Origin of the sequence: Pseudomonas sp. SCA2728.1_7 (assembly GCF_018138145.1) — a bacterium.
Lineage (GTDB): Bacteria > Pseudomonadota > Gammaproteobacteria > Pseudomonadales > Pseudomonadaceae > Aquipseudomonas > Aquipseudomonas koreensis_A.
The window spans coordinates 676659-699784 of record NZ_CP073104.1 but is presented as its reverse complement, the minus strand read 5'-3'; the positions used below and the strand labels follow the sequence as shown (position 1 = coordinate 699784).

At 60.1% G+C, this 23126-nt stretch carries 20 protein-coding genes; 18 read left to right on the top strand and 2 right to left on the bottom strand.

Translation table 11 applies throughout. From position 1 onward, the window contains the following. Positions 1 to 5: 5 nt before the first annotated feature. Positions 6 to 557 (top strand): PqiC family protein, encoded by a 552-nt coding sequence (locus tag KBP52_RS03105; RefSeq protein WP_116030356.1) that lies wholly within the window; start codon positions 6 to 8, stop codon positions 555 to 557. On the opposite strand, the gene KBP52_RS03100 is transcribed toward KBP52_RS03105, so the two are convergent. Next, on the bottom strand, positions 515 to 1819 hold the full coding sequence (locus KBP52_RS03100; protein WP_116030357.1) for a HAMP domain-containing sensor histidine kinase: 1305 nt from the start codon (positions 1817 to 1819) through the stop codon (positions 515 to 517). The genes KBP52_RS03105 and KBP52_RS03100 overlap by 43 nt on opposite strands. A 359-nt stretch (positions 1820 to 2178) precedes the next feature. Here KBP52_RS03100 and KBP52_RS03095 point away from each other — a divergent pair, with 359 nt between their 5' ends. The 5 genes from KBP52_RS03095 (at position 2179) to KBP52_RS03075 (ending at position 8522) form a co-directional block, all read left to right on the top strand. Further along, entirely contained in the window at positions 2179 to 2778 is a 600-nt protein-coding gene (locus KBP52_RS03095) for a histidine phosphatase family protein (protein WP_123594548.1), read from the top strand. Between the two features lie 63 nt (positions 2779 to 2841). Further along, complete coding sequence (arnT, locus tag KBP52_RS03090; RefSeq protein WP_212622023.1) at positions 2842 to 4557, top strand: lipid IV(A) 4-amino-4-deoxy-L-arabinosyltransferase; 1716 nt, start codon at positions 2842 to 2844, stop codon at positions 4555 to 4557. A gap of 297 nt (positions 4558 to 4854) precedes the next feature. Then, positions 4855 to 5868: an iron ABC transporter substrate-binding protein gene (locus tag KBP52_RS03085; protein WP_212622022.1), complete on the top strand. Its 1014-nt coding sequence runs from the start codon at positions 4855 to 4857 to the stop codon at positions 5866 to 5868. Further along, positions 5869 to 7467, top strand: a complete 1599-nt coding sequence (locus KBP52_RS03080; RefSeq protein WP_077572805.1) for an iron ABC transporter permease — start codon at positions 5869 to 5871, stop codon at positions 7465 to 7467. Beyond that, on the top strand, positions 7464 to 8522 hold the full coding sequence (locus KBP52_RS03075) for an ABC transporter ATP-binding protein (RefSeq protein ID WP_077572804.1): 1059 nt from the start codon (positions 7464 to 7466) through the stop codon (positions 8520 to 8522). The genes KBP52_RS03080 and KBP52_RS03075 overlap by 4 nt, the downstream gene beginning before the upstream one ends. On the opposite strand, the gene KBP52_RS03070 is transcribed toward KBP52_RS03075, so the two are convergent. Beyond that, the gene (locus tag KBP52_RS03070; protein ID WP_077573062.1) at positions 8523 to 9413 is read right to left on the bottom strand and encodes a tyrosine-type recombinase/integrase; all 891 of its coding nucleotides are present in this window, start codon (positions 9411 to 9413) and stop codon (positions 8523 to 8525) included. 433 nt (positions 9414 to 9846) lie between these two features. Here KBP52_RS03070 and arnB point away from each other — a divergent pair, with 433 nt between their 5' ends. The 12 genes from arnB (at position 9847) to KBP52_RS03010 (ending at position 23022) form a co-directional block, all read left to right on the top strand. Then, a complete protein-coding gene (arnB, locus tag KBP52_RS03065; RefSeq protein ID WP_212622021.1) occupies positions 9847 to 10995 on the top strand; it encodes a UDP-4-amino-4-deoxy-L-arabinose aminotransferase in 1149 nt (382 codons plus the stop codon). Next, positions 10992 to 12014: an undecaprenyl-phosphate 4-deoxy-4-formamido-L-arabinose transferase gene (gene arnC, locus KBP52_RS03060; RefSeq protein WP_212622020.1), complete on the top strand. Its 1023-nt coding sequence runs from the start codon at positions 10992 to 10994 to the stop codon at positions 12012 to 12014. The genes arnB and arnC overlap by 4 nt, the downstream gene beginning before the upstream one ends. Continuing rightward, the gene (arnA, locus tag KBP52_RS03055) at positions 12011 to 14002 is read left to right on the top strand and encodes a bifunctional UDP-4-amino-4-deoxy-L-arabinose formyltransferase/UDP-glucuronic acid oxidase ArnA (RefSeq protein WP_212622019.1); all 1992 of its coding nucleotides are present in this window, start codon (positions 12011 to 12013) and stop codon (positions 14000 to 14002) included. The genes arnC and arnA overlap by 4 nt, the downstream gene beginning before the upstream one ends. After that, positions 14002 to 14886 carry a 4-deoxy-4-formamido-L-arabinose-phosphoundecaprenol deformylase gene (arnD, locus tag KBP52_RS03050; protein ID WP_212622018.1) on the top strand — a complete coding sequence of 295 codons (885 nt, stop codon included), beginning with the start codon at positions 14002 to 14004 and terminating at the stop codon, positions 14884 to 14886. The genes arnA and arnD overlap by 1 nt, the downstream gene beginning before the upstream one ends. Continuing rightward, positions 14883 to 16535: a lipid IV(A) 4-amino-4-deoxy-L-arabinosyltransferase gene (gene arnT, locus KBP52_RS03045; RefSeq protein ID WP_212622017.1), complete on the top strand. Its 1653-nt coding sequence runs from the start codon at positions 14883 to 14885 to the stop codon at positions 16533 to 16535. Before arnD ends, arnT (KBP52_RS03045) begins: the two co-directional genes overlap by 4 nt. Beyond that, the gene (arnE, locus tag KBP52_RS03040; protein ID WP_212622016.1) at positions 16532 to 16876 is read left to right on the top strand and encodes a 4-amino-4-deoxy-L-arabinose-phosphoundecaprenol flippase subunit ArnE; all 345 of its coding nucleotides are present in this window, start codon (positions 16532 to 16534) and stop codon (positions 16874 to 16876) included. Before arnT (KBP52_RS03045) ends, arnE begins: the two co-directional genes overlap by 4 nt. After that, a complete protein-coding gene (gene arnF, locus KBP52_RS03035) occupies positions 16873 to 17277 on the top strand; it encodes a 4-amino-4-deoxy-L-arabinose-phosphoundecaprenol flippase subunit ArnF (RefSeq protein WP_212622015.1) in 405 nt (134 codons plus the stop codon). The genes arnE and arnF overlap by 4 nt, the downstream gene beginning before the upstream one ends. Continuing rightward, positions 17274 to 18653, top strand: a complete 1380-nt coding sequence (locus KBP52_RS03030; protein ID WP_212622014.1) for a UDP-glucose/GDP-mannose dehydrogenase family protein — start codon at positions 17274 to 17276, stop codon at positions 18651 to 18653. The genes arnF and KBP52_RS03030 overlap by 4 nt, the downstream gene beginning before the upstream one ends. Continuing rightward, complete coding sequence (locus tag KBP52_RS03025) at positions 18650 to 20245, top strand: glycosyltransferase family 39 protein (protein WP_212622013.1); 1596 nt, start codon at positions 18650 to 18652, stop codon at positions 20243 to 20245. The genes KBP52_RS03030 and KBP52_RS03025 overlap by 4 nt, the downstream gene beginning before the upstream one ends. A 36-nt stretch (positions 20246 to 20281) precedes the next feature. Then, positions 20282 to 20800, top strand: a complete 519-nt coding sequence (locus tag KBP52_RS03020) for a GNAT family N-acetyltransferase (RefSeq protein ID WP_212622012.1) — start codon at positions 20282 to 20284, stop codon at positions 20798 to 20800. 200 nt (positions 20801 to 21000) lie between these two features. Next, entirely contained in the window at positions 21001 to 22167 is a 1167-nt protein-coding gene (locus tag KBP52_RS03015) for an MFS transporter (RefSeq protein WP_212622011.1), read from the top strand. Between the two features lie 168 nt (positions 22168 to 22335). Further along, positions 22336 to 23022, top strand: coding sequence for an HPP family protein (locus tag KBP52_RS03010; protein ID WP_212622010.1), 687 nt, complete (start codon positions 22336 to 22338; stop codon positions 23020 to 23022). Positions 23023 to 23126 lie beyond the last annotated feature (104 nt).

Genomic DNA, 23126 nt, shown 5'->3' with positions numbered 1-23126 from the left:
GAACCATGGCTGTACCGCTGAAAATCACCGTGCTCGCTGCGTTCATGCTGCTGGGCGCCTGCCGCAGCGACCCGATCAGCTTTCACACGCTGACGCCGGTGCAGATCGCCAACACCCGGACCGGCGCGCAGATTCCGATTGAAGCGCTGAGCGTGCCGCCGCAGGTCGACCGGGCGCAAATCGTTATCCGCCAAGGCAACAGCGGCCTGGCGATTCTGGAAACCGATTGGTGGGGGGCGACACTGGCGGATGAGTTGCGCGGTGCGTTGGCCGATCAACTGAGCAATACCAGTGGCCAAGGCAATGTTTCGGTGCGCATCGAAGTGCAACGCTTTGACTCGATCCCCGGTCAGTACGGCCTGATCGATGCGAAATGGCGCTTGCGTCCCGTCGGCGCCACTGACAATGGCTCGCTGACCTGCCGTTCGACCCTGCAATCACCGTCCGGTCCGACCATCGATGATCTGGTGGGCGCCCAGCAGAACAACGTCAAACGCCTGGCTGCGGCGATCAGTCAGGCCGCCGGCAATCCGCGCGGCTGTCCGCCCTCCTCCTGAATCAGCGTCACCGTGAAACGACAGCCATTGGGTTCACGGGTGGTGAGCTGCACTTGCCAGTGTTGCTGGCTGCAGATCCGCTGCACCAGCGAAAGCCCCAACCCGAGCCCTTCGCCGCGTTGTTCATCACCGCGCACGAAGGGCTGGAACATCGCATGGCGCTGTTCTTCCGGGATACCAATGCCGCTGTCTTCGACCACGAAGCTGTTTTCGAGCAGGGTCAGGCGCACGTAACCGTGGTCGGTGTAATGCCAGGCGTTGCGCAACAGGTTGCCCATCACTGATTGCAGAAAGGTCAGGTTGAAGCGTCCGGCGCCGGCATGCAGCGGATCGTAGACAAACTCCAGGCCTTTTTCGCGGATCAAGCGGCCCCACACCTCTGTCTGCGCATCGGCGATTTCTTTCAGCGTGCACGTAGACTGCACGCGAACCTCTTCAGGCTTGCGCGCCAGCATCAGAAAGGTTTCGACCAATTGACGCATCTCGTGGCTGGCCCGGGCGATCCGGCTGACCTGTGCGCCTGAACGGGCATCAAGCGACGGGTTGGCCAACAGCAACTCGCAGGATGTCGTTAGCACCATCAATGGTGTGCGCAGTTCATGGCTGACATCGCTGGTGAACAGTTTCTCCCGGCTCAAGGTCGCGCGCAGGCGTCCCAAAGTCTGATCGAACGACAGCGCCAGTTCGCCGACTTCATCGGCGGCGTAATCAGGGTGCAATGGCGGCGCGACCTCGATGAGCTGATCGCGATGGCGCACTTGTCGGGCCAGGCGAATCACCGGCGCCATGACCCGTCGTGCGAGCAAGCGGCCGAGGACCAGCGCCAGAACGATGCTGAGGATGAATCCGACGATCACCACAATAAACAGCAGATGCTCACGCTGTTCGAGGCTCTCTTGATCGCGCAGCAACACGTATTTGCGCCCGCCGACGGCTTCGACCATGGCGTAGAAGGCATCACCGTGGAAGGTGATTTCCTGAAAACCCAAGGGTAACTCGGCCAGTTGTCGAGTCAGCGCCAATGGCCCCTGCCCGCCCTCGAAGAAAAACAATTCGCTTTTTTCCGGTGTATGGCTCCAGAGACGGATGTCGTCCATTGCCAATAACCGGTGTAGCCCCCCGCTCAACGTGGTGGTGGTCAACTTGCGCTCCACCACGTGTACGGTCGCGACGATCCCCAATGCAAAGACACCGGCGACTAAAGCGCTCATCAGCGCGAACACAATCACGATCCGTTTCGTCAGGCTTTGCTTGAGATCCATGCGCTTGAGTGGCTCCGTTGTTTGGCAGCATTGAGCTTCACCGCAAGAGTGGCGTCCTGGTAAGCCCCTGGACAAACAAAAACAGTATTTGAGTTTACTTATCAAATAGCCGCTTTAGTTGCCCCGCTCAACTTCTGGCAATTTTTTCACATGTTCTTCACCGCGACCCGACGAGCTTGAACGTAGTGTTCAGTCAGCCTTCAAGCAAACAGTCGTAAAGTTGCTCGCTGCCCAAGCCTTACGTTGCACTGAATGAACTATCTGGCATTTAAAGAGGCAACATTGTGGCGCAATCATTTCAGTTGAAACATTTATTCCGCTACCGGCGCACGCCGCGCTTTCGGCTATGGATTGCACTGGTGTGTGTCGTGCTTGTGGCCATTCTGGTCAGCGGGTTTGTCTGGTGGCCACGCTCGCCGACCGACCTCGATCATGCCGGGCGCAGCACCACCGCTGAATGGATAAAAGCCTGGCGGGCCGGTGAAGTCGTTGCGCTGGTGCGGCACACCGAACGTTGTGACCGCTCAAGCAATACCTGCCTGGGCCCGGCGGATGGCATCACCGAAGTGGGCAGCACTGCGGCGCAAGCGGTCGGCCAAGGCTTTGTGAAACTGGGCATGCAACAAGCTGTGGTGTTGAGCAGCCCGCTGACCCGTACGGCGCAAACCGCGCATTACATGTTCGGCCACGATGCCCTTGCCGAAGACTGGCTGGCCACATGCGGGCCGACACTTCGCGATGAAATCGTCGCGCGCAAAGTGGCGCAGCAGAATCTTGTGCTGGTCACTCACAGCGGCTGCATCAGTGATTTTGAAAAACAGACCGGTTTTCCTCATGCGATTGCTGCCGAGTATGGAAGCACCTTACTTGTAAGAATTGATAACCGGAAACAACTTACAGTGTTGGGCATTATCAATACGCCGTTCTGGCAGATATTAGACGTTACACATAACCAATGAAAAAACCGCCACGGTTTCTAGTGTTTTAAGCCAGATACTTTTTATTCGTCACAAGGCTCAGTCATGACGTCCGATACCCTTCCGTTGCGCCACGCTGCCCGCCATTTGATACAACCTCCTTCGCTGATCGAACGCTGGGCGATTCCCGGGCTGATCCTGGCGTTTGTGCTGTTTTATCTGTTGCCGCTGATGACCCACGGTTTGTGGATCCCCGACGAAACCCGTTACGGCCAGATCAGCCAGGAAATGCTCCTGAGCGGCAACTGGATCGCACCGCACTTCATGGGCATTCGCTACTTCGAGAAACCGATTGCCGGGTACTGGATGATCGCCATCGGTCAGGCGATTTTCGGCGACAACCTGTTCGGTGTGCGCATCGCTTCGGCCGTCAGCACTGGGGTCAGCGTCTGGCTCGCCTACCTGTTGGCGCGCCGGCTCTGGAACAACCCGCGCATCAGCGCTGCCTGTGCCTTGCTGTACATGAGTTTTGGCCTGATCGCCGGTCAGGCAGGCTACGCCAACCTCGATCCGCAGTTCACCTTGTGGGTCAACCTCAGTCTGGTGGCGGTGTGGTTTGCCATCGACAGCAGCACCACAAAGGCCCGCCTCGGCAGTTGGGCATTGCTCGGCGTCGCTTGTGGCATGGGCCTGATGACCAAAGGCTTTCTCGCCCTGCTGCTGCCGGTGCTGATCGCCCTGCCCTACATGGTCTGGCAACGCCGTTTCGGCGAACTGCTGCGCTACGGCCCGGTGGCGGTGCTGGTCGCCGCATTGGTCAGCGTGCCATGGGCACTTGCGGTACACGTGCGCGAGCCGGACTTCTGGCGCTTTTTCTTCTGGCATGAACACATCCGCCGTTTCGCTGCGGGCGATGATGCCCAGCATGCACGCCCGTGGTGGTTCTATCTGCCGTTGCTGTTTGCTTCGACGTTGCCATGGGCGCTGTTATTGCCGTCGACGCTGATTCGTACCTGGCGTGAAAAACACGAGGCAAAAACCGCGTTTCTGGCGCTGTGGTTTGTGCTGCCGCTGATCTTTTTCAGCCTGAGCAGCGGCAAGCTGCCGACCTACATCATGCCGTGCCTGTTTCCTCTGGCCCTGCTGATGGGCTACACCGTGGTCAACTGGCTGGAACAGCACAACACGCAGGTTCTGCGCCTGAACGGGGTGATCAACACCGTGCTGGGCAGCGCTGCCCTGATCGCGCTGATCTATCTGCAAGCGAGCAAAGAAGTCTACGCAAACACCGAGATGTTCAGTCTGTCGCTGGTGTTTATCGTGCTGATCGGCTGGATCATCGCCAACGCCTTGCAGATCATGCGGCCGCTGACGATGTGGGCCATGCCCGCGCTCGGCATTGGTCTGTTGATTGCCCTGCTGCCGGCCGCCATGCCGGCGCAGATCGTCGACAGCAAAATGCCCGACCAGTTTATTGCCGAACATCAACAGACCTTGAGCGAGGCATCCTCGCTATTGAGCAATGACCTTGGCGCAGCGTCGGCCTTGGCGTGGCGTCTGAAGCGGCCGCAAGTGGATCTGTTCAATACCGTCGGTGAACTGAAATACGGCCTCGACGATCCGGCCATGGCTGCCCGCAAGGTCGGTCTGGACGACGTCGGCCAATGGATGACCGACGCGCGCAAAAAAGGCTCGGTGGCGGTGGTGATGCGCGTCAACAGCACTCAGGAAGCGCAGGAAATCGAGTTGTTGCCGGCAGATGGCAAACATTACCAGCGCGGCAATCTGCAGATCTACATCTTCGCCAAGCGCCAGCCATGACCTCAACGGCCATAGAACGCAGGGCGTTATGGATTCTGCTGGCAGCGACTGCGCCGACCAGAGCGTTGCCTGCCTGATCCCTCCTGAACGCCTGACGCGGAATGACGCACGGCAACCGCGCGTCACCGAGTCGCTGCTAATCTGAATGGCAATGACATGTATTAACGGTTTGTTTGACGTTTTTTTCTCATTTGCCTCTCTACATTGCCTGCGGCTGAATATCTGCAAATCATTCGCATTGAAGGCTGCCCGCGAATGCCTGCCCATAACGTCTAAAAAATCAGGAGCGTCACCGTTATGAATTCAAAGGTCCCGTCCTTTCTGAAACGCGCATTGCTGGTCAGCGCCCTGCTCAGCGCAGGCTCAGCCGTTGCGGCTGACGGTGTTGGCTTGCTGGTTTACAACGCCCAGCACGAAAGCCTGACCAAGGCCTGGGTGGCCGGCTTCACCGAGGAAACCGGGATTCCGGTGACGATTCGCAACGGCGACGACACTGAAATGGGCAACCAGATCGTGCAGGAAGGCGCGGCCTCGCCGGCAGACGTGTTCCTCACCGAGAACTCCCCGGCGATGGTGCTGGTCGACAACGCCAAGCTGTTCGCGCCGATCGCTCCGGCGACGCTGGAACAAGTGGACTCTGCCTACCGCCCGGCCCATGGCCAGTGGATCGGCATCGCCGCCCGTTCGACCGTGTTCGTCTACAACCCGGCGAAACTGGCGGAAAAAGACCTGCCGAAATCCCTGCTCGATCTGGCCAGACCTGAGTGGAAAGGCCGCTGGGCTGCCTCACCGGCCGGCGCTGACTTCCAGGCCATCGTCGCCGCCGTGCTCGAGCAGAAAGGCGAAGCCGCCACACTCGACTGGCTCAAAGGCATGAAAACCAACGCCAGCGTGTATCGCGGCAACAGCGCCGTGCTCAAAGCGGTCAACGCCGGGCAGATCGACAGCGGCGTGATCTATCACTATTACAGTTTCGTCGATCAGTCCAAGACCGGCGAAAACAGCAAGAACACCCAGCTCTATTACTTCAAGCATCAGGACCCGGGCGCGTTTGTCAGTACTTCCGGCGCCGGCGTACTGGCCTCCAGCAAACATCAGGAAGAGGCGCAGAAGTTCGTCAAATACATCACCGGCAAAGAAGGCCAGGAAATTCTCCACAGCGGCACCTCGTTTGAGTACGCGGTCGGCAAAGACGCTCCGTCGAACCCGAAACTGACGCCGCTGAAAGATCTCGACGCACCAAAAGTCGATGCGTCGAAACTCGACAGCAAAAAAGCCGTCGAGTTGATGACCCAGGCGGGAATCCTGTAAGTGCTCCCCGAAACCCTTCCTGCGCAGGTCGCTGCGGCCTCCTCCGCCAGCCTCAGGCTGAAACCCCGCGCCCTGACCGGGCGCGGTGGTTCTTGGGTGGTTGCACTGGCCGTCGGCGTTTCACTGTTGTCGTTGCTGCCGATCGCGTTTGTGCTCGGTGTGTCGTGGGCGACTGGCTGGGCGACTATCGAAGCCTTGGTGTTTCGCCCACGGGTGGCGGAGTTGCTGATCAACACCGTGCTGCTGGTGTTGATCACGCTGCCGCTGTGCATCTTGCTTGGCACCGCACTGGCCTGGCTGACCGAGCGCACCAACCTGCCCGGTCGACGCCTGTGGTCATTGCTGGCCGTAGCGCCATTGGCAGTGCCGGCGTTCGTTCACAGCTATGCGTGGGTCAGCCTGATTCCTTCGATTCACGGATTGCCGGCCGGCGTGCTGGTGTCGGTGATTGCGTACTTTCCATTTCTCTATCTGCCGGTTGCGGCGACGTTGCGTCGCCTCGACCCGGCGATTGAGGACGTTGCCGAATCCTTGGGTCTCAAGCCTTGGGCGGTGTTTTTCCGGGTGGTGTTGCCACAGTTGCGTCTGGCGATCTGCGGCGGTGCATTGCTGGTCGGCTTGCACTTGCTGGCCGAGTACGGCCTGTACGCAATGATCCGCTTCGACACCTTCACCACGGCGATTTTCGACCAGTTCAAATCGACCTTCAACGGCCCGGCAGCGAACATGCTGGCGGGTGTTCTGGCGTTGTGTTGTCTGGCCATGCTCACCGTCGAATCCGCCGCCCGGGGCAAGGCGCGCTATGCCCGCGTGGGTTCCGGCAGCGCGCGCGAACAACGCACGGTGCGGCTCGGTCGTGGCAGCGTGATCCTCGGGCTCGGTCTGCAAGGACTAACCTGTCTGCTCGCTCTCGGCGTGCCGTTGCTGACGTTGAGTCGCTGGTTGATTGCCGGTGGCTGGGACGTGTGGGGCGGTGATGAACTGGTGCCCGCGCTGTTGCAAACCCTGTCGTTCGGCGTCGCCGGTGCGCTGTTGACCAGTCTGGCGGCGATTCCGATTGCCTGGCTGTCGATCCGCGCGCCGGGCAAATTGCAGCGCTTGCTTGAAGGCTGCAACTACATCACCAGTTCGCTGCCGGGGATTGTTGTGGCACTCGCGTTGGTCACCGTGACCATCCATTTCGCCCGGCCGATCTACCAGACCACCATCACCGTGCTGCTCGCCTATCTGCTGATGTTCCTGCCCCGCGCATTGGTCAGCCTGCGTGCCGGTTTTGCCCAGGCGCCAGTGGAGCTGGAGAACATTGCGCAAAGCCTCGGTCGATCGCCGTTGCGTGCCTTATGGCTGATCACCCTGCGTCTTGCCGCGCCGGGTGCTGCCGCCGGCGCCGCGCTGGTGTTTTTGGCGATCACCAATGAACTGACCGCCACTTTGCTGCTCGCCCCCAACGGCACCCGCACCTTGGCTACCGGTTTCTGGGCCATGACCAGCGAAATCGATTACGCCGCCGCCGCGCCTTACGCACTGTTGATGGTGCTGCTTTCGTTGCCGCTGACGGCCATTCTCTATCACCAATCCAGGCGCACCGCTGGCCGATGAACGCACTCGAACTGATTTCTCTGAACAAGTCCTTTGGCGCGCAGAAAGCGCTGGATGACATCTGCCTGTCGGTACCGACCGGCAGCCGCACGGTGATTGTCGGCCCGTCCGGCTCAGGCAAAACCACGCTGCTGCGGATAATTGCCGGGTTTGAATTCCCTGATGCCGGTAGCCTCACGCTCAACGGTCAGGTGCTGGTCGACAGCACTCACGCCGTGCCCGCTTACCAACGGCAGATCGGCTATGTGCCGCAGGACGGCGCGCTGTTTCCGCACATGACCGTCGCCGCCAACATCGGTTTCGGCCTGACGCTGACCGGCACCGCCAGAGAGGAACGGATCAAGGCATTGATGGACAGCGTTTCGCTGGACGCCAACATGGCCAACCGTTGGCCCCATGAGCTGTCCGGCGGCCAGCAGCAACGGGTTTCCCTTGCTCGGGCATTGGCGCAACAACCGCGACTGATGCTGCTCGATGAGCCCTTCTCCGCCCTCGACACTGGCCTGCGCAGCGCCATGCGCAAAATGGTCGCGCGCTTGCTCGAGGACGCTGGCGTCACGACGATTCTGGTCACCCATGATCAGGGCGAAGCGCTGTCATTTGCCGATCAGTTGGCAGTGATGCGCGGCGGGCGGCTGGTGCAATCGGGGCATCCGATGGATCTTTACCGATACCCGCACGACGAGCAGACCGCGCATTTTCTCGGTGAAGCCGTGGTCATGCCGGCGCGGATCGAATCCGGTCTGGCCCACTGCGATCTCGGCCAGGTGCCGGTGAACAGCAACGGATTTATCGGCAACGCGCAGATCATGCTCAGGCCCGAACAGTTGCAGTTGTCCGGCGCCGTACTCGGCACACAAGGCTGCCCCGCCGTGGTCACCGAACGCGACTTCGCTGGCAACACCTGCACCCTCACCGTCGAACTGCGCTCGCCGGTCAGTCAGGATCTCGGCCGTTCGCTGCTGGTACGCAGCTCCGGCATGCACGCGCCACCCGCTGGCAGCGACGTGCAGTTATCGGTACTCGGTGCGGCTCACGTCTTCGCGATTCCCTGATCACAGATCGAAGCGATCCACCGCTCGCCGCCGCTCGTTGTCATCGCGCACATCGTAGTTGGCGGTGGTCTGGATGTTGCTGTGGTGCGCCAGCTTCTGGGCGATCGACAGATCATGTTCTTCGATCACCCGCGTGATGAACGAGCGGCGGAAGTCGTGGGGCATGATCTTCACCCCGACCTGCGTGCCGCGCTGACGGGCGATGTAGTAAATCGCGTGTTTGGTGATGCGCTCGCGAGTGATATGGCTGCCGCGACGGATACGATTGAACAGAAAGGCATCATCGCTCTCGCCTTCCTTGAGTTGCGAGCGGCGCAGCTCCAGCCACGCATCGAGTTTGGCGAACGCCCAGGCCGGCGCGTACTTGATCAGTTGTTTATTGCCTTTGCCGGTGACGGTCAGGCTGCGCTCAGTAAAGTCGACCTGATTCAAGTCCAGATCCACCGACTCCGATTTACGCATGCCGGTGCCGTACAACAACGCAATCACCGCCGCGTCGCGCAGCCCCTGCGGGCGCGGATCGGCAGCGCACACTTCCATCAATTCATGGATCAAAGTGCGCTTCAAGTTGCGCCCCTGCGACAAGCGCGTGCCGGCAATACCTTTTACCGAACGCATTTTCAGCAGATGATCCTGAGTGATCAAACTCATGCGCCACGCTTCATTCATCACCCCACGCACGGCATTTACATAAAGCGAAGAAGTATTCGGCGCATAGTTGTCTTCGCGCAATGCGGCAACCAGGGCGACCACATCTTCAGGTTGTAATGCGTGCCAGGGAATATCCTCGACATTCATGTCTTCAAAGCCGAGACGGTCGGCCGCATCCTGCAAAACGTAGCGCATGGTCAACTGGCTGGAGGGGGCCAGGCGCGCCAGATACAGGGTCATCGGATTGGTTTGGCGGGTTTGCAGCGGTACAACGGACAAGTCAGTCAAACGTAAAGGCCTTGAGTAAAAACAATTCAACACAGCAACTAACAACTGCAACATTTCCCCTATAAAGGGGACACTTCTGTAGGACTTTTCTACTAAAAACGACGATAAACGGTAGAAGTCTGAACAGCGGCTGTATGAGTTCTAGATAAACGATTCGCCGACCGGTTTTTCATGTTCCTTTCACAAAAACGGGCTTAACCTTAATTCCAACAGATCCCGTGCCGGCGCCGTCCAAACTGCCGCGCGAAGCCACAAAAGTCAACCGAACCCCGACGGTAAGTCGTATCAGCAACTTATTGATGCAAAGGTATTTTTTGCGTCTACGCTGAGATTGGATCCAGTTTGTCGACTTGGTTTTCTTCTGATTGTTTGTGATGAGGTGTTCATGAGTCAGGCGTTTCTCCCCTTTTCTCGTCCGAGTATCGGCGATGAAGAAATTGCAGCCGTAGAGCAAGTATTGCGTTCCGGCTGGATCACCACCGGACCAAAAAATCAGGCACTCGAAGAACAATTCGCGCAATACGTTGGCTGTCGGCATGCGGTGGCACTTTCGTCCGCCACCGGCGGCATGCACATCACCTTGCTGGCCCTGGGCATTGGCCCGGGTGACGAAGTCATCACTCCGTCGCAGACCTGGGTGTCGACCGCCAACATGATCTCGCTGCTCGGCGCCACACCGGTGTTCGTCGACGTTGATCGCGACACCTTGATGACCGACGCCGCACGCATCGAAGCCGCCATCACCCCACGCACCAAAGCGATCATCCCGGTGCATTACGCCGGCGCCGCATTTGATCTTGATCCGCTGTACGCGCTGGCCGACAAACACGGCATCGCCGTCATCGAAGACGCCGCCCACGCTGCTGGTACCCGCTACAAGGGACGTCACGTCGGCTCGCAGGGCACGGCGATTTTCTCCTTCCACGCGATCAAGAACATGACCTGTGCCGAAGGCGCGATGTTCGTCACCGATAACGAAGCCCTGGCCCGCCGCGTGCGCATGCTCAAGTTCCACGGTCTGGGCGTCGACGCCTACGATCGCCTGACCGGTGGCCGCAAGCCGCAGGCCCAAGTGATGGAGCCGGGGTTCAAATACAACCTCGCCGACATCAACGCCGCGATTGCGTTGGTGCAGCTTGAGCGTCTGGACGCGATCAACGCCCGTCGCACTGAATTGGCCGCCGCCTACCGGCAAAAACTCGAAGGCCTGCCGGTGCAACCGCTGGCCGTGCCCGCCTACGCACAAACCCACGCCTGGCACCTGTTCATCCTGCGCATCGACAGCGAGCGCTGCGGCATCGACCGCGAAGCCTTCATGCAAGGTTTGCAGGACCAAGGCATCGGCACCGGTATCCATTTCATCGCCACCCACCTGCACACCTGGTATCGCCAGCGTGACCCTGACCTCTACCTGCCCGACACCGAATGGAACTCGGCGCGGCTGTGTTCGATTCCGCTGTTCCCCGACATGAGCGATCAGGACCTTGATCGCGTGGTCGGCGCCATCGCCACCCTTATGGACAAACGCCCGTGAAACCTTATCCGATCCGCTGTGTTTCGATCGTTATCCCGGTCTACAACGAACAGGACAGCCTGCCGGAACTGCTGCGCCGCACCGAAGCGGCCTGCCGCATGCTGCGTCACGATTATGAAATCGTCCTCGTCGACGACGGCAGCCGTGACGAATCCGCGAATATTCTTGAAGAAGCCGCCACCCGTGAAGACAGCCCGTTTGTGGCCGTCATTCTCAACCGCAACTACGGCCAGCACGCGGCAATCATGGCCGGTTTCGAGCAATGCAAAGGCGATGTCGTCATCACCCTCGACGCCGACCTGCAGAACCCGCCGGAAGAAATCCCGCGCCTGGTCGCCGAAGCCGAAAAGGGTTACGACGTTGTCGGCACCGTGCGCGGTAATCGTCAGGATTCGGCCCTGCGTCGCTATCCGTCGAAGCTGATCAACCTCGCCGTGCAGCGCTCTACCGGCGTCGCCATGAGCGACTACGGCTGCATGCTCCGCGCTTACCGGCGGACGATCATCGACGCGATGCTCGCCTGCCGTGAACGCAGCACCTTCATCCCGATTCTGGCCAACAGCTTCGCCCGCCACACCACCGAAATCGTCGTCGCCCACGCCGAACGTGAGCACGGCGATTCGAAGTACAGCCCGATGCGTTTGATCAACCTGATGTTCGACCTGATCACCTGCATGACCACTACGCCGTTGCGCCTGCTGAGCATCGTCGGTTTCACCATGGCCGGGCTTGGATTGCTGTTTGCTTTTGCGTTGATCGTCATGCGTCTGGCCTTCGGTTCCGGATGGGCCGGTGACGGCATGTTTGTGCTGTTCGCCGTGCTGTTCGTGTTCACCGGTGGCCAGTTCATCGGCATGGGCCTGCTCGGCGAATACCTGGGGCGCATGTACAGCGACGTGCGCGCCCGCCCGCGTTTCTTCATTGAAAAAGTCTTGCGCAGCCACGCCGCCGAGCCGGCGCCTGCGGTCACTGTTGACGGTCTCTCTTCTACTTCTACTACCGGTCAGGTTCACTCATGAGTGCAAAAACTGTTGTCTTCGCTTACCACGACATTGGCTGCGCCGGCATTCAAGGCCTGCTCGACAGCGGCTATGACATCGCAGCGGTGTTCACTCACGCGGATGACCCGAAAGAAAACGCGTTTTACGGATCGGTTGCGCAACTGTGCGCCAGCAAAGGCATCGCGGTGCACGCGCCGGAAGACGTCAACCATCCATTGTGGATCGAGCGCATTGCCAAGCTCGCCCCTGAGTACATCTTCTCCTTCTACTACCGCAACCTGCTGAGCGAGTCGTTGCTGGCCGTGGCCAAAAAAGGCGCGTTCAACCTGCACGGCTCGTTGCTGCCAAGCTACCGTGGCCGCGCCCCAGCCAACTGGGTGCTGGTCAACGGCGAGACCGAAACCGGCGTCACCCTGCACCGCATGGTCAAACGTGCCGATGCCGGCGCCATCGTTGCCCAGCAGCGCGTGGCCATCGAACGCAGCGACACCGCGCTGAGCCTGCACGGCAAATTGCGCATCGCCGCGACGGATCTGCTGCGCGACACCTTGCCAGCCATGCTGCAAGGCAAGATCAGCGAAACCCCGCAAGACGAATCCAAAGCGACGGTATTCGGTCGTCGCAGCGCAGCGGACGGCAAACTGGTCTGGGCGCAACCGGCCGAGCAACTGTTCAACCTGGTGCGTGCGGTGACCCAACCGTATCCGGGCGCGTTCTGCGCGGTCGGCGAGCACAAACTCATCGTCTGGAGCGCCGAAGTCGTCAAAGGCAATGACGGCCAGGCACCGGGCCGGGTGATCAGCGTCGACCCGCTGCGCATTGCCTGCGGCGAAGATTCGCTGGTGATCCTCTCCGGCCAACGCAACGATAACGGTCTTTTTCTCAGTGGCCCGCAACTGGCCAATGAACTCGGTCTGGTCGACGGCTCGCTGCTGCGCGGCGCTGAATCCGGTCGTGCGCCACGTCGCACCCGCGTGCTGATCCTTGGCGTCAACGGCTTTATCGGCAATCACTTGTCCGAGCGTCTGCTGCGTGATGATCGCTATGAAGTCTATGGTCTGGACATCGGTTCCGACGCCATCGACCGTCTGCGCAGCCATCCGCACTTCCACTACGTCGAAGGCGACATCAGCATTCACTCCGAGTGGATCGAGTACCACATCAAGAAGTGCGACGTGGTCCTGCCGCTGGTGGCCATCGCTACACCGATCGAATACACCCGCAACCCGCTGCGTGTGTTCGAACTCGACTTCGAAGAAAACCTGAAACTGGTGCGCTACTGCGTCAAGTACAACAAGCGCGTGATCTTCCCGTCGACCTCGGAAGTCTATGGCATGTGCCAGGACAAACACTTCGATGAGGACACTTCCAACCTGGTGGTCGGCCCGATCAACAAGCAGCGCTGGATCTACTCGGTGTCCAAACAACTGCTCGACCGGGTGATCTGGGCCTACGGCGCCAAGGGTTTGAATTTCACCCTGTTCCGTCCTTTCAACTGGATGGGGCCGCGCCTTGATCGTCTGGATTCGGCACGCATCGGCAGTTCGCGCGCCATCACCCAATTGATCCTCAATCTGGTCGAAGGCACGCCGATTCGTCTGTTCGACGGCGGCGAGCAGAAACGCTGCTTCACCGACATCGCTGATGGCGTCGAGGCGCTGGCACGGATCATCGATAACGACAACGACGTCTGCAACGGCCAGATCATCAACATCGGCAACCCGGACAACGAAGCCAGCATCCGTCAGTTGGGCGAAGAGCTGCTGCGTCAGTTCGAAGCGCATCCGCTGCGCGATAACTTCCCGCCGTTCGCCGGTTTCCGCGACGTGGAAAGCAAGGCGTTCTACGGCGCCGGTTACCAGGACGTCGAGCACCGCAAACCCAGCATTGCCAACGCCAAGCGTCTGCTCGACTGGACGCCGACCGTGGAAATGCGCGAGACCATTGGCAACACGCTCGACTTCTTCTTGCGTGAAGCCATGCTCGAACAAGCGGACAAGCGCTAATGCAGGCAGGCCTTCGTATCGACGTCGATACCTATCGCGGCACCCGTGAAGGGGTGCCGCGTCTGCTGGAAATGCTCGACGAGGCGCAGATCAAGGCAACGTTCTTCTTCAGTGTCGGCCCGGACAACATGGGCCGGCATCTGTGGCGCCTGATCCGCCCGCAGTTCCTCTGGAAAATGCTCCGCTCCAACGCCGCCGGCCTGTACGGCTGGGACATTCTGCTAGCTGGCACCGCGTGGCCGGGCAAACCGATTGGCCGTGACCTCGGGCACCTGATGCGTCAGGCCCGCGATGCCGGTCATGAAGTGGGCCTGCATGCGTGGGATCACCACGGCTGGCAGGCCAATGCCGGGCGCTGGAGCAATGCGCAACTGATCGAGCAGATCCGTCAGGGCGTCGACACCTTGAGCGACATCCTCGGCGAGAAAGTCGAGTGTTCGGCCGCCGCCGGTTGGCGTGCCGACGAGCGCGTGATCGAGGCCAAACAAGCCTTCGGCTTTCGCTACAACAGCGATTGCCGTGGGCAACGCCTGTTTCGCCCGTTGCTGGCCGACGGCACGCCGGGTACACCGCAGATTCCGGTGGATTTGCCGACCTTCGACGAGGTCGTCGGCCCGATCGTAGCGGCGCGGGACTTCAACGATTTCATCCTCGACCACTTTCGCCCGCAACAGCTCAACGTCTACACCATTCACGCCGAAGTAGAAGGGATTCTGATGGCTGAAGATTTTCGTCAATTGCTGGCCGATGCGCGCCAGCGAGATATCGATTTCAAACCGCTGGGCGATTTGCTGCCCGAGTTCTTCAACACCTTGCCCGTGGGTCGCGTGCAACGCGGCGCCCTCGACGGCCGTGAAGGCTGGCTGGGAGTGCAAGGCGCATGACTAAACGCTGGACGCTGCCACTGCTGTTGCTGGTCATTTGCTTGCTGGCCTATCTGCTGCCGCTGGGCACGCACGGCTTGTGGATTCCCGACGAAACCCGTTACGCACAGATCAGCCAGGACATGCTGCTCAGTGGCAACTGGGTATCGCCGCACTTCATGAGCCTGCGTTATTTCGAGAAGCCGATTGCCGGTTACTGGATGATCGCGCTGGGTCAGGAGTTGTTTGGGCAAAACCTGTTCGGTGTGCGTTTCGCGTCGGCGCTGAGCACCGGGTTGAGTGTGCTGCTGTGCTATCTGGTCGCCCGACGTTTATGGAACGAACCGCGCAAAAGTTTCGTCTGCGCCCTGCTCTACATGAGTTTTACCGTGGTCGCCGGTCAGGCCGGTTACGCCAACCTCGATCCGCAATTCACCTTCTGGGTCAACCTCAGTCTGGTGGCGCTGTGGTTTGCCCTCGACAGCCACACCAGCGGCAAGCGCATGGCGGCCTGGGCGGTATTGGGGCTGGCGTGTGGCATGGGTTTCATGACCAAGGGATTCCTCGCCTGGCTGCTGCCGGTGTTGATCGCCCTGCCGTGGATGCTCTGGCAAAAACGCTGGCGTGAACTGCTGATGTTCGGCCCGGTGGCGATTGCCGTGGCGATCCTCGTCAGCCTGCCGTGGGTGCTCTCGGTGCATGCGCAGGAGCCGGACTACTGGCGGTTCTTCTTCTGGCACGAACATATTCGTCGCTTTGCCGGTGATGACGCGCAACACGATGCGCCGTGGTGGTTCTATCTGCCGCTGCTGGTGGCGTTCAGTCTGCCGTGGGTAGGCTTGCTGCCGACGGCATTCAAGCAGGCATGGCAAACCCGCGTTCAGCCAAAAGTCGTGTTTGTGTTGCTGTGGCTGCTGATGCCGCTGGGGTTTTTCAGCCTGGCCAACGGCAAACTGCCGACCTACATCCTGCCGTGCCTGCTGCCGATGGCGTTGCTGCTGGGCAATACGCTGGCCGACCGCTTGCGTCTTGAGCAAGGTCGCGCGCTGAGCATCAATGGTCTGCTCAATCTGTTGCTGGGCGTCGTCACGCTGATCGCGCTGGTGTACCTGCAACTGACCAAACCGGTCTACGACCACGAACTGCACAGCATGGTGCTGGTGTTTATCGCACTGATCGGCTGGATCATCGCCAACCTGCTGCTAGCCTTTCTGCCGCTGCAATGCTGGGCCGCGCCGGCGCTCGGCAGCCTGTTGCTGATCGCCGTGTTGCCGGCAGCGCTGCCGAAATCGGTGGTCGCCAACAAGATGCCGGATCAGTTCATCAAGCATCACGTCAGCGAACTGGCGCAGACCGAACACCTGTTGAGCAACGATCTGGGTGCCGCATCGGCACTGGCCTGGCGCCTGAAAACCCCGCAAGTGGCGTTGTACAACACGATAGGCGAATTGAAATATGGCCTTGCTTATCCTGACGGCATTCAACAGCGGGTCGATCCCGAACACGTACAACAGTGGATGCGTGAGGCGCGCCGCAGCGGTTCAGTCGGCGTGGTGATGCGCGTCAAGGGGCAGGACGAACTGGACGAAATCGACAAGTTGCCAAAGGACGGCGTCCGTTACGAGCAGGGCAACCTGGTGATCATGATCCTGCCCAAGGAGGCGTCATGAGCCTGTTGCTGCTGTTGGCCGCGTGCCTGCTGACCTGCCTCGGCCAGATCGCGCAGAAGTACGCCGTGGAGAGCTGGCGCGGGAGCGATTCTTCGCTGACCGGCAAACTGCGCTCGCCGTGGTTATGGCTGGCCCTGTTCGCACTTGGCTCGGGCCTGTTGGTCTGGCTGCTGGTGTTGCAGCGGCTGGAAGTCGGCATCGCTTATCCGATGCTCAGCCTCAACTTTGTCCTGATCACCCTGATCGCGCGCTTCGTCTTCCGCGAACCGATCGACCGCCAGCATTGGTTTGGCGTGGCGTTGGTGATCGGCGGCGTGGTTTTACTGGGGCAGCAGTCATGAATCAACGTCGCGGTATCACTTTCGCCCTCGGCAGCGTGTTCCTCGTCAGCGCTGCACAACTGGGCATGCGCTGGAGCATGACGCGTCTGCCCGCACCGGAAAAATGGCTGTACATCGACAGCCTCGATTTGCGCGCGCTGGCCGTGGTCATCGCGGCGATTTTTGCCTACGCGCTGTCGATGCTCTGCTGGCTCGCCGCCCTGCGCGATCTGCCGCTGGGCCGGGCTTACTCGCTGCTGAGCATCAGCTACGCGCTGGTGTACTTGCTGGCGGCCAGTCTGCCGCTGTTCAACGAATCCTTCAGTTTCACTAAATCACTGGGCGTGGCGCTGGTCATGCTCGGGGTCATCACTATCAACACTCGTCCGGCTCGTGCGCCCGAATTCAGGAGTGCTCCATGAAAATCACAGTATTTGGCAGCGGTTACGTCGGTCTGGTGCAAGCGGCGGTGTTGGCCGAGGTCGGCCATGATGTCGTGTGCATGGACGTCGACCAGAAGAAGGTCGAGCTGTTGCGCCAGGGCCATGTCAGCATTTTCGAACCGGGGCTGGCCAGTCTGGTGCGCGAAGGTCTGGATTCGAAACGCCTGCAATTCACCACCGATGAACAACTCGCCGTGCAGCACGCTCGCGTGGCGTTTATCGCCGTGGGTACGCCGTCGCGTGAGGACGGTTCGGCAGATCTGCGTTACGTGCTTTCGGTCGGCGATGCGATTGCCCGCCATCGTGAGCAGCCGTTGATCATCGTCGAGAAATCCACGGTGCCGGTGGGCACTGGCGATACCCTGCGCACGCACATCGAAAAAGCCTTGATCAAGGTCGGCCGCCTGCTGCAGTTCGATATCGTCTCCAACCCGGAATTTCTCAAGGAAGGCTCGGCGGTTGCCGACTGCCGCCGTCCGGACCGTATCGTTATCGGTTGCGAAGGCGATGAAGTGCGCGACGTGATGCGTGATCTGTACTCGCCGTTCAACCGCAACCACGACCGCATCATGTTCATGGATCTGCGCAGCGCCGAGCTGACCAAGTACGCCGCCAACTGCATGCTGGCGACCAAGATCAGCTTCATCAACCAGATTGCCGAACTCGCCGAACACCTGGGCGCCGACATCGAATCGGTGCGCCAGGGCATCGGTGCCGACACGCGCATCGGTTACCACTTCATCTATCCGGGCTGCGGTTATGGCGGGTCGTGCTTCCCGAAAGACATGCGCGCATTGATCCATAGCGCCGAAGAGGCGCACTGCTCCAGTGATTTGCTGCAAGCGGTCGAAGCGATCAACCAGCGGCAGAAACACAAGTTGTTCGAGCGCATCAACGCGTTCTACAAGGGTGACCTGCGCGGCAAGACCTTTGCCCTGTGGGGGCTGGCGTTCAAACCCAACACCGACGACATGCGCGATGCGCCGAGCCGTGTATTGCTCGAGGAACTGTGGGCGGCCGGTGCCAGCGTGCGCGCCTTCGACCCGGAGGCCATGCAGGAAACCCAGAACCTTTACCCGGACGAATCGAAGCTGATGCTGATGGGCACGCCGGAATCGGTGCTGCCCGGCGCCGATGCCTTGATCATCTGCACCGAGTGGCAGCAGTTCAAGGCACCGGATTTCGACCTGATCAAACAGCGCCTCAACACCCCGGTGATCTTCGACGGGCGCAATCTGTACGACGCCGAGCGTCTGGCGCGCAACGGCTTCCAGTACTTCCCGATGGGCCGTGGCGAATCGCGTAAGTTGCCGATCCCGCTGCAACAGTGGCCGCACGCGTCCGACGTCGCTTGATCACGTTATCGCCTGAAATCCGCCGGCAGTCCCTGATCGCAGGGTTGCTGGCGTTTTTATTGTTCATGGCCGGGGTCCACGGGCAGGCCCCGATCGGTTTCGATTCGCGGTTCGTGTTGTTCGCGCAGGAAATGCTGCGCCATGGGCCGACGGTGTTTCCGACCACCTATGGTCAGCCGTATGCGGATTACTCAGCGGTTTCGACGCTGTTCATCTGGCTGCTGTCGCTGCCGTTCGGCGCGGTGAATGCGTTTACTGCGTGGGCGCCAAGTGCCTTCGCCGGTGCGCTGATCGTGACGTTGATGTATCGCCTGCTGGCACCGTACTCACGGCGCTGGGCGTTGATCAGTATTGCCTTGCTGATGCTCACCAGTGGCTTTGTCACTGAAGTGCGCGCGGTGTCGCAGGACTTGATGCTCGCAGCGGTGGCCTTTGCGGTGTTCTATCTCGGTTATGCCCATGATCATTTTGCCGGCAAGCGTCACTGGCTGCTGATTTTCGCTTTGCTGTTGCTCGGCTTCGGTATTCGCGGGCCGATTGGTCTGGTGGTGCCGACCGGCATGCTGTGCAGCTATTACCTGCTCAACCGTGAGTGGACGCGGCTGCTGGTGTTCGGCGTACTGGCTTCGATATGGCTGGCCGCGTGTGTCGGGTTGTTGTTATGGCTGGCGCAGGTCAGCGGTGGCGCGGTGTTCCTGCAGGACGTGATCCGCATGCAGTTCATGGGGCGCATGGACGGCAGCGAAGGCGTCAGCGGTTCGCTGTATTACTTCACCAGCTCGCTCGGCAACTATGCGCTGGCCTATCCGCTGGCATTGCTGGTGCTGGCAGCGGCCTGGCTGAGCAGACCGCAGCAGCGTGGCCCGGCGCTGCGCCTGGTGCAGTATTGCGCGGCAGCCGGGCTGATTGTGATGGTCGGCCTGTCGATTCCGCAGGCGAAGAAGGCGCGGTATCTGCTGCCGATGCTACCCATGGCGGCGATCATTGCGGCGTATCCGTTTCAGGTGGCGCATGGGCGGGTGTTCCACTATTTGCGCGGCTTGATCATGGGCTTGTGGCTGGTCACACCGGGCTTGCTGCTGGTGGTTTTGCTGATCGCCCGACGGCGCTTTCCCGAGCAATTGGGTGAGGTTTCCATTGTTTTGATCGCGTTGGGCGTGCTGCAGCTTTTGGCGTTGTCGCGATTATTGATCCGGGGTTGGCGCACCGAGGTATTGGCGTTGTCAGCCGTATTGGCGTTGTGGACGGTGTACTCGGCAGTGTTTGAACCGGTGGAGCGGCGTTTGTACGACACCCGGACGTTCAGTCGCGCGGTGTTCGCCCAGGTGCAGCAAAACCCCGCGCCACTGGTACTGCATGGCATGGGCAAGGACGCGAAAGCGATCAAGTTCATGGTCAATATCGGGCAGGATCTGCAACCGCAGTTCAGCGACTCTATCCAGCAACTGGAGACGATCAAAGGCCCGGTTTGGCTGATGATGGATCGCAGTGATCTGCCCTCCCTCAAGGGCACGCCGCTGGAAAGCGCGCAGCCGGTGTTGAACGGGCGTTTCGACAAAAACGACTATGTATTGCTGTGGCTGAAACCGTAACCTGTCCAGCTCTTGACCGACAGGATGCGCCTCAACATGACCTTCGACGTACGCCGCGCCAGCCTTGCTGACGCGGTAGCCCTCCCCGCGATCGAGCGTTCGGCAGCGCAATTGTTTCGTCTTGATCCGCCGTTGGCGTGGCTGGCTGATGCCGAGGTGCCCGATGCTGCCCGACATCGGCAGTCCATCGAACAGGCATACGTGTGGGTTGCTGAAAACAGCGAAGGGCAACTGACTGGATTTGTTCGTGCTGTCGACATCGATCAGCACCTGCACATCGAGGAGCTATCCGTCAGTCAGGCTTTTCAAGGACAAGGCATGGGTCGCGCACTGGTTGCGGCAGTCATTGAACAAGCGCGCGTGATGCGGTTGAACTCAGTGACATTGACCACGTTTCGCGACTTGCCATGGAATGCGCCGTTTTATCAACGGATGGGATTTGTCGAGCTGACGCTTGCGCAAGCTGATCGCCATTTACGCGATGCGCTGCAAGCCGAAATCGCCTGCGGATTTCCCCCAGAGCGACGCTGCGCCATGTGCCTGCCCCTTTCCTGAAGACAACACAAATCCCCTGTAGGAGTGAGCCTGCTCGCGATAGCGTCTGCACATTCAACACTTCATTGGCAGATCTACCGCTATCGCGAGCAGGCTCACTCCTACAGGGGAATGGTGTTATGGCGGCTTGACCGGTGATGATTGCCCGGTAAGGATGGCGCACGCCCGCCAAGCATTTGAAATAAGGACATTGACCCTTCGTGGCCACCTACTCGCGCCTCATCCGCCGGTTGATGATCAGTTCACTGACCGTTGTCATCAGCCGCGCCCTGATCAGTCCGCTACTGACGCTGTTCCTCAGCAACAAACTCGGCCTCAACCCGCAAGACGTCGGTTTGCTGTTGGGCATCGCGGTGTTCAGCGCCACGTTGTTGTCGCTGTACGGTGGTTACATCATCGATCGGCTCGACAAACGCCAGTTGCTGATCCTGACCATGCTCTCCAGCGGTATCGGTCTGATCCTGCTGACCTTCGCGCAGAACCTGTATCTGGTCACCCTGGTGCTGATCATCAGCGAAACGGCGTCGGCGCTGTTCCTGATTTGCTCTAAAGCCATCCTCAGTGAAAACCTGCCGGTGGGCCAGCGGGTCAAGGCGTTTTCCCTGAACTACACGCTGACCAACATCGGTTACGCCGTCGGCCCGATGATCGGCGTGGTGATCGCCGGCGTTCAGCCGTCAGCGCCGTTTATCGTCGCGGGCGCGATTGCCATCGGCAGCATTTTTCTGCTGTTCGGTGCCGCGCGCGAAGTGAGCCCGGTCGCCGCGGTCGCTCAGCCACAAAGCTTTCTGAAAACCCTGATCATCCTGAAAAACGACCGCACGATGATCCTGTTTACCCTGGGCTGCCTGCTCAGCACGCTGGTGCACGGGCGTTTCACCCTGTACCTGTCGCAATACCTGCTGGTGACCCACACCCAACAACAGACGCTGGACACCATGGCCGCCCTGCTCGCCTGCAACGCGATCACGGTGATTGTGTTGCAGTACCAAGTCGGTCGATTACTCACCCGTGAGCACCTGCGCCACTGGATCGCCGGGGGCACCGCGTTGTTCATCATTGGTCTGATCGGCTTCAGTCTGGCCGACAGCCTGGTCGGTTGGTGCGTGGCGATGTTCATCTTCACCTTGGGCGAGATGATCATTTACCCGGCAGACTTTCTGTTCATCGACACATTGGCCCCGGAAGAACTGCGCGGCAGCTACTACGGCGCGCAGAACCTGGCAGCGCTGGGCGGTGCGGCCAGTCCAGTCATGTGCGGATTTCTGTTGATGCACACGCCAGCGCCGAGCATGTTCTATGCCCTGAGCGCACTGGCGGCTGTGGGCGGCTACTTGTGCTTCGTCAGTGGCCGTCGCGCCGCTTAAATTCAAAATTAATGCACTAAAGCTGCATTAATATGAATTTGTCAGCATCGAGATTGATCGGCAAACTGTGCACGTTCCTCCCCCAATGTTGGAACGCTTCGAGGGCTTTCCGGATATGCCGGACAGTCCTTTTTTTTGCCTCGAATTTGCTGCAAGGATCGGATTCACATGCTCGCTCGCTGGTTGCCCGCCGCCATCAATACCCGCCCGACCGAATGGAGCCGTGCCGCCATCGGCATGGCCTTGGGCACGTTGTTCAGTGTGTGGTTGTGTGCGCAAGTATTCGGCCATGAAGTCGCCTATCACCTGATCGGTCCATTGGGTGCTTCGGCGGTGTTGCTGTTTGCCGTGTCGTCCGGCGCTCTCGCCCAGCCTTGGTCGATTCTCGGCGGCTACTTGTGTGCCGGCGTTGTGGCGTTGCTGGTGGCCCATGTGCTCGGGCGCACGCTCGGCAGCGCCTGTCTGGCGGCGGGCATGGCGCTGATTCTGATGTGCTGGCTGCGTTGCCTGCATCCGCCCGCTGGCGCCTTGGCCCTGACGTTGGTGCTGGCCGATCCGGCGACTATTGCCCTGGACTGGAAAGCCATGGAACCGGTGATGCTCGGCGCGGCGTGCATGCTGCTCAGCGCCTTGGCCTACAACAACCTGACGCGGATTCGTTACCCGAAACGCGCGGCTGAACCGGCGCCGATCGTTGCGCCTGTCGACAGTCACGCGATCACCGCCGAAGACCTCAAACTGGCGCTGGCGGATATGGAGGCGTTCATCGACATCACCCCCGAGGATCTGGAACAGTTGATCCACGCCAGTGAACTGCACGCCAAGCGTCGCAGCATTATCCAAACCTTCCGCTGACTCCGTGTAGGAGCTGCCGCAGGCTGCGATCTTTTGATCTTTAAAATCAAAGTCAAAAGATCGCAGCCTGCGGCAGCTCCTACATGAGCGCGCACATTTCGACC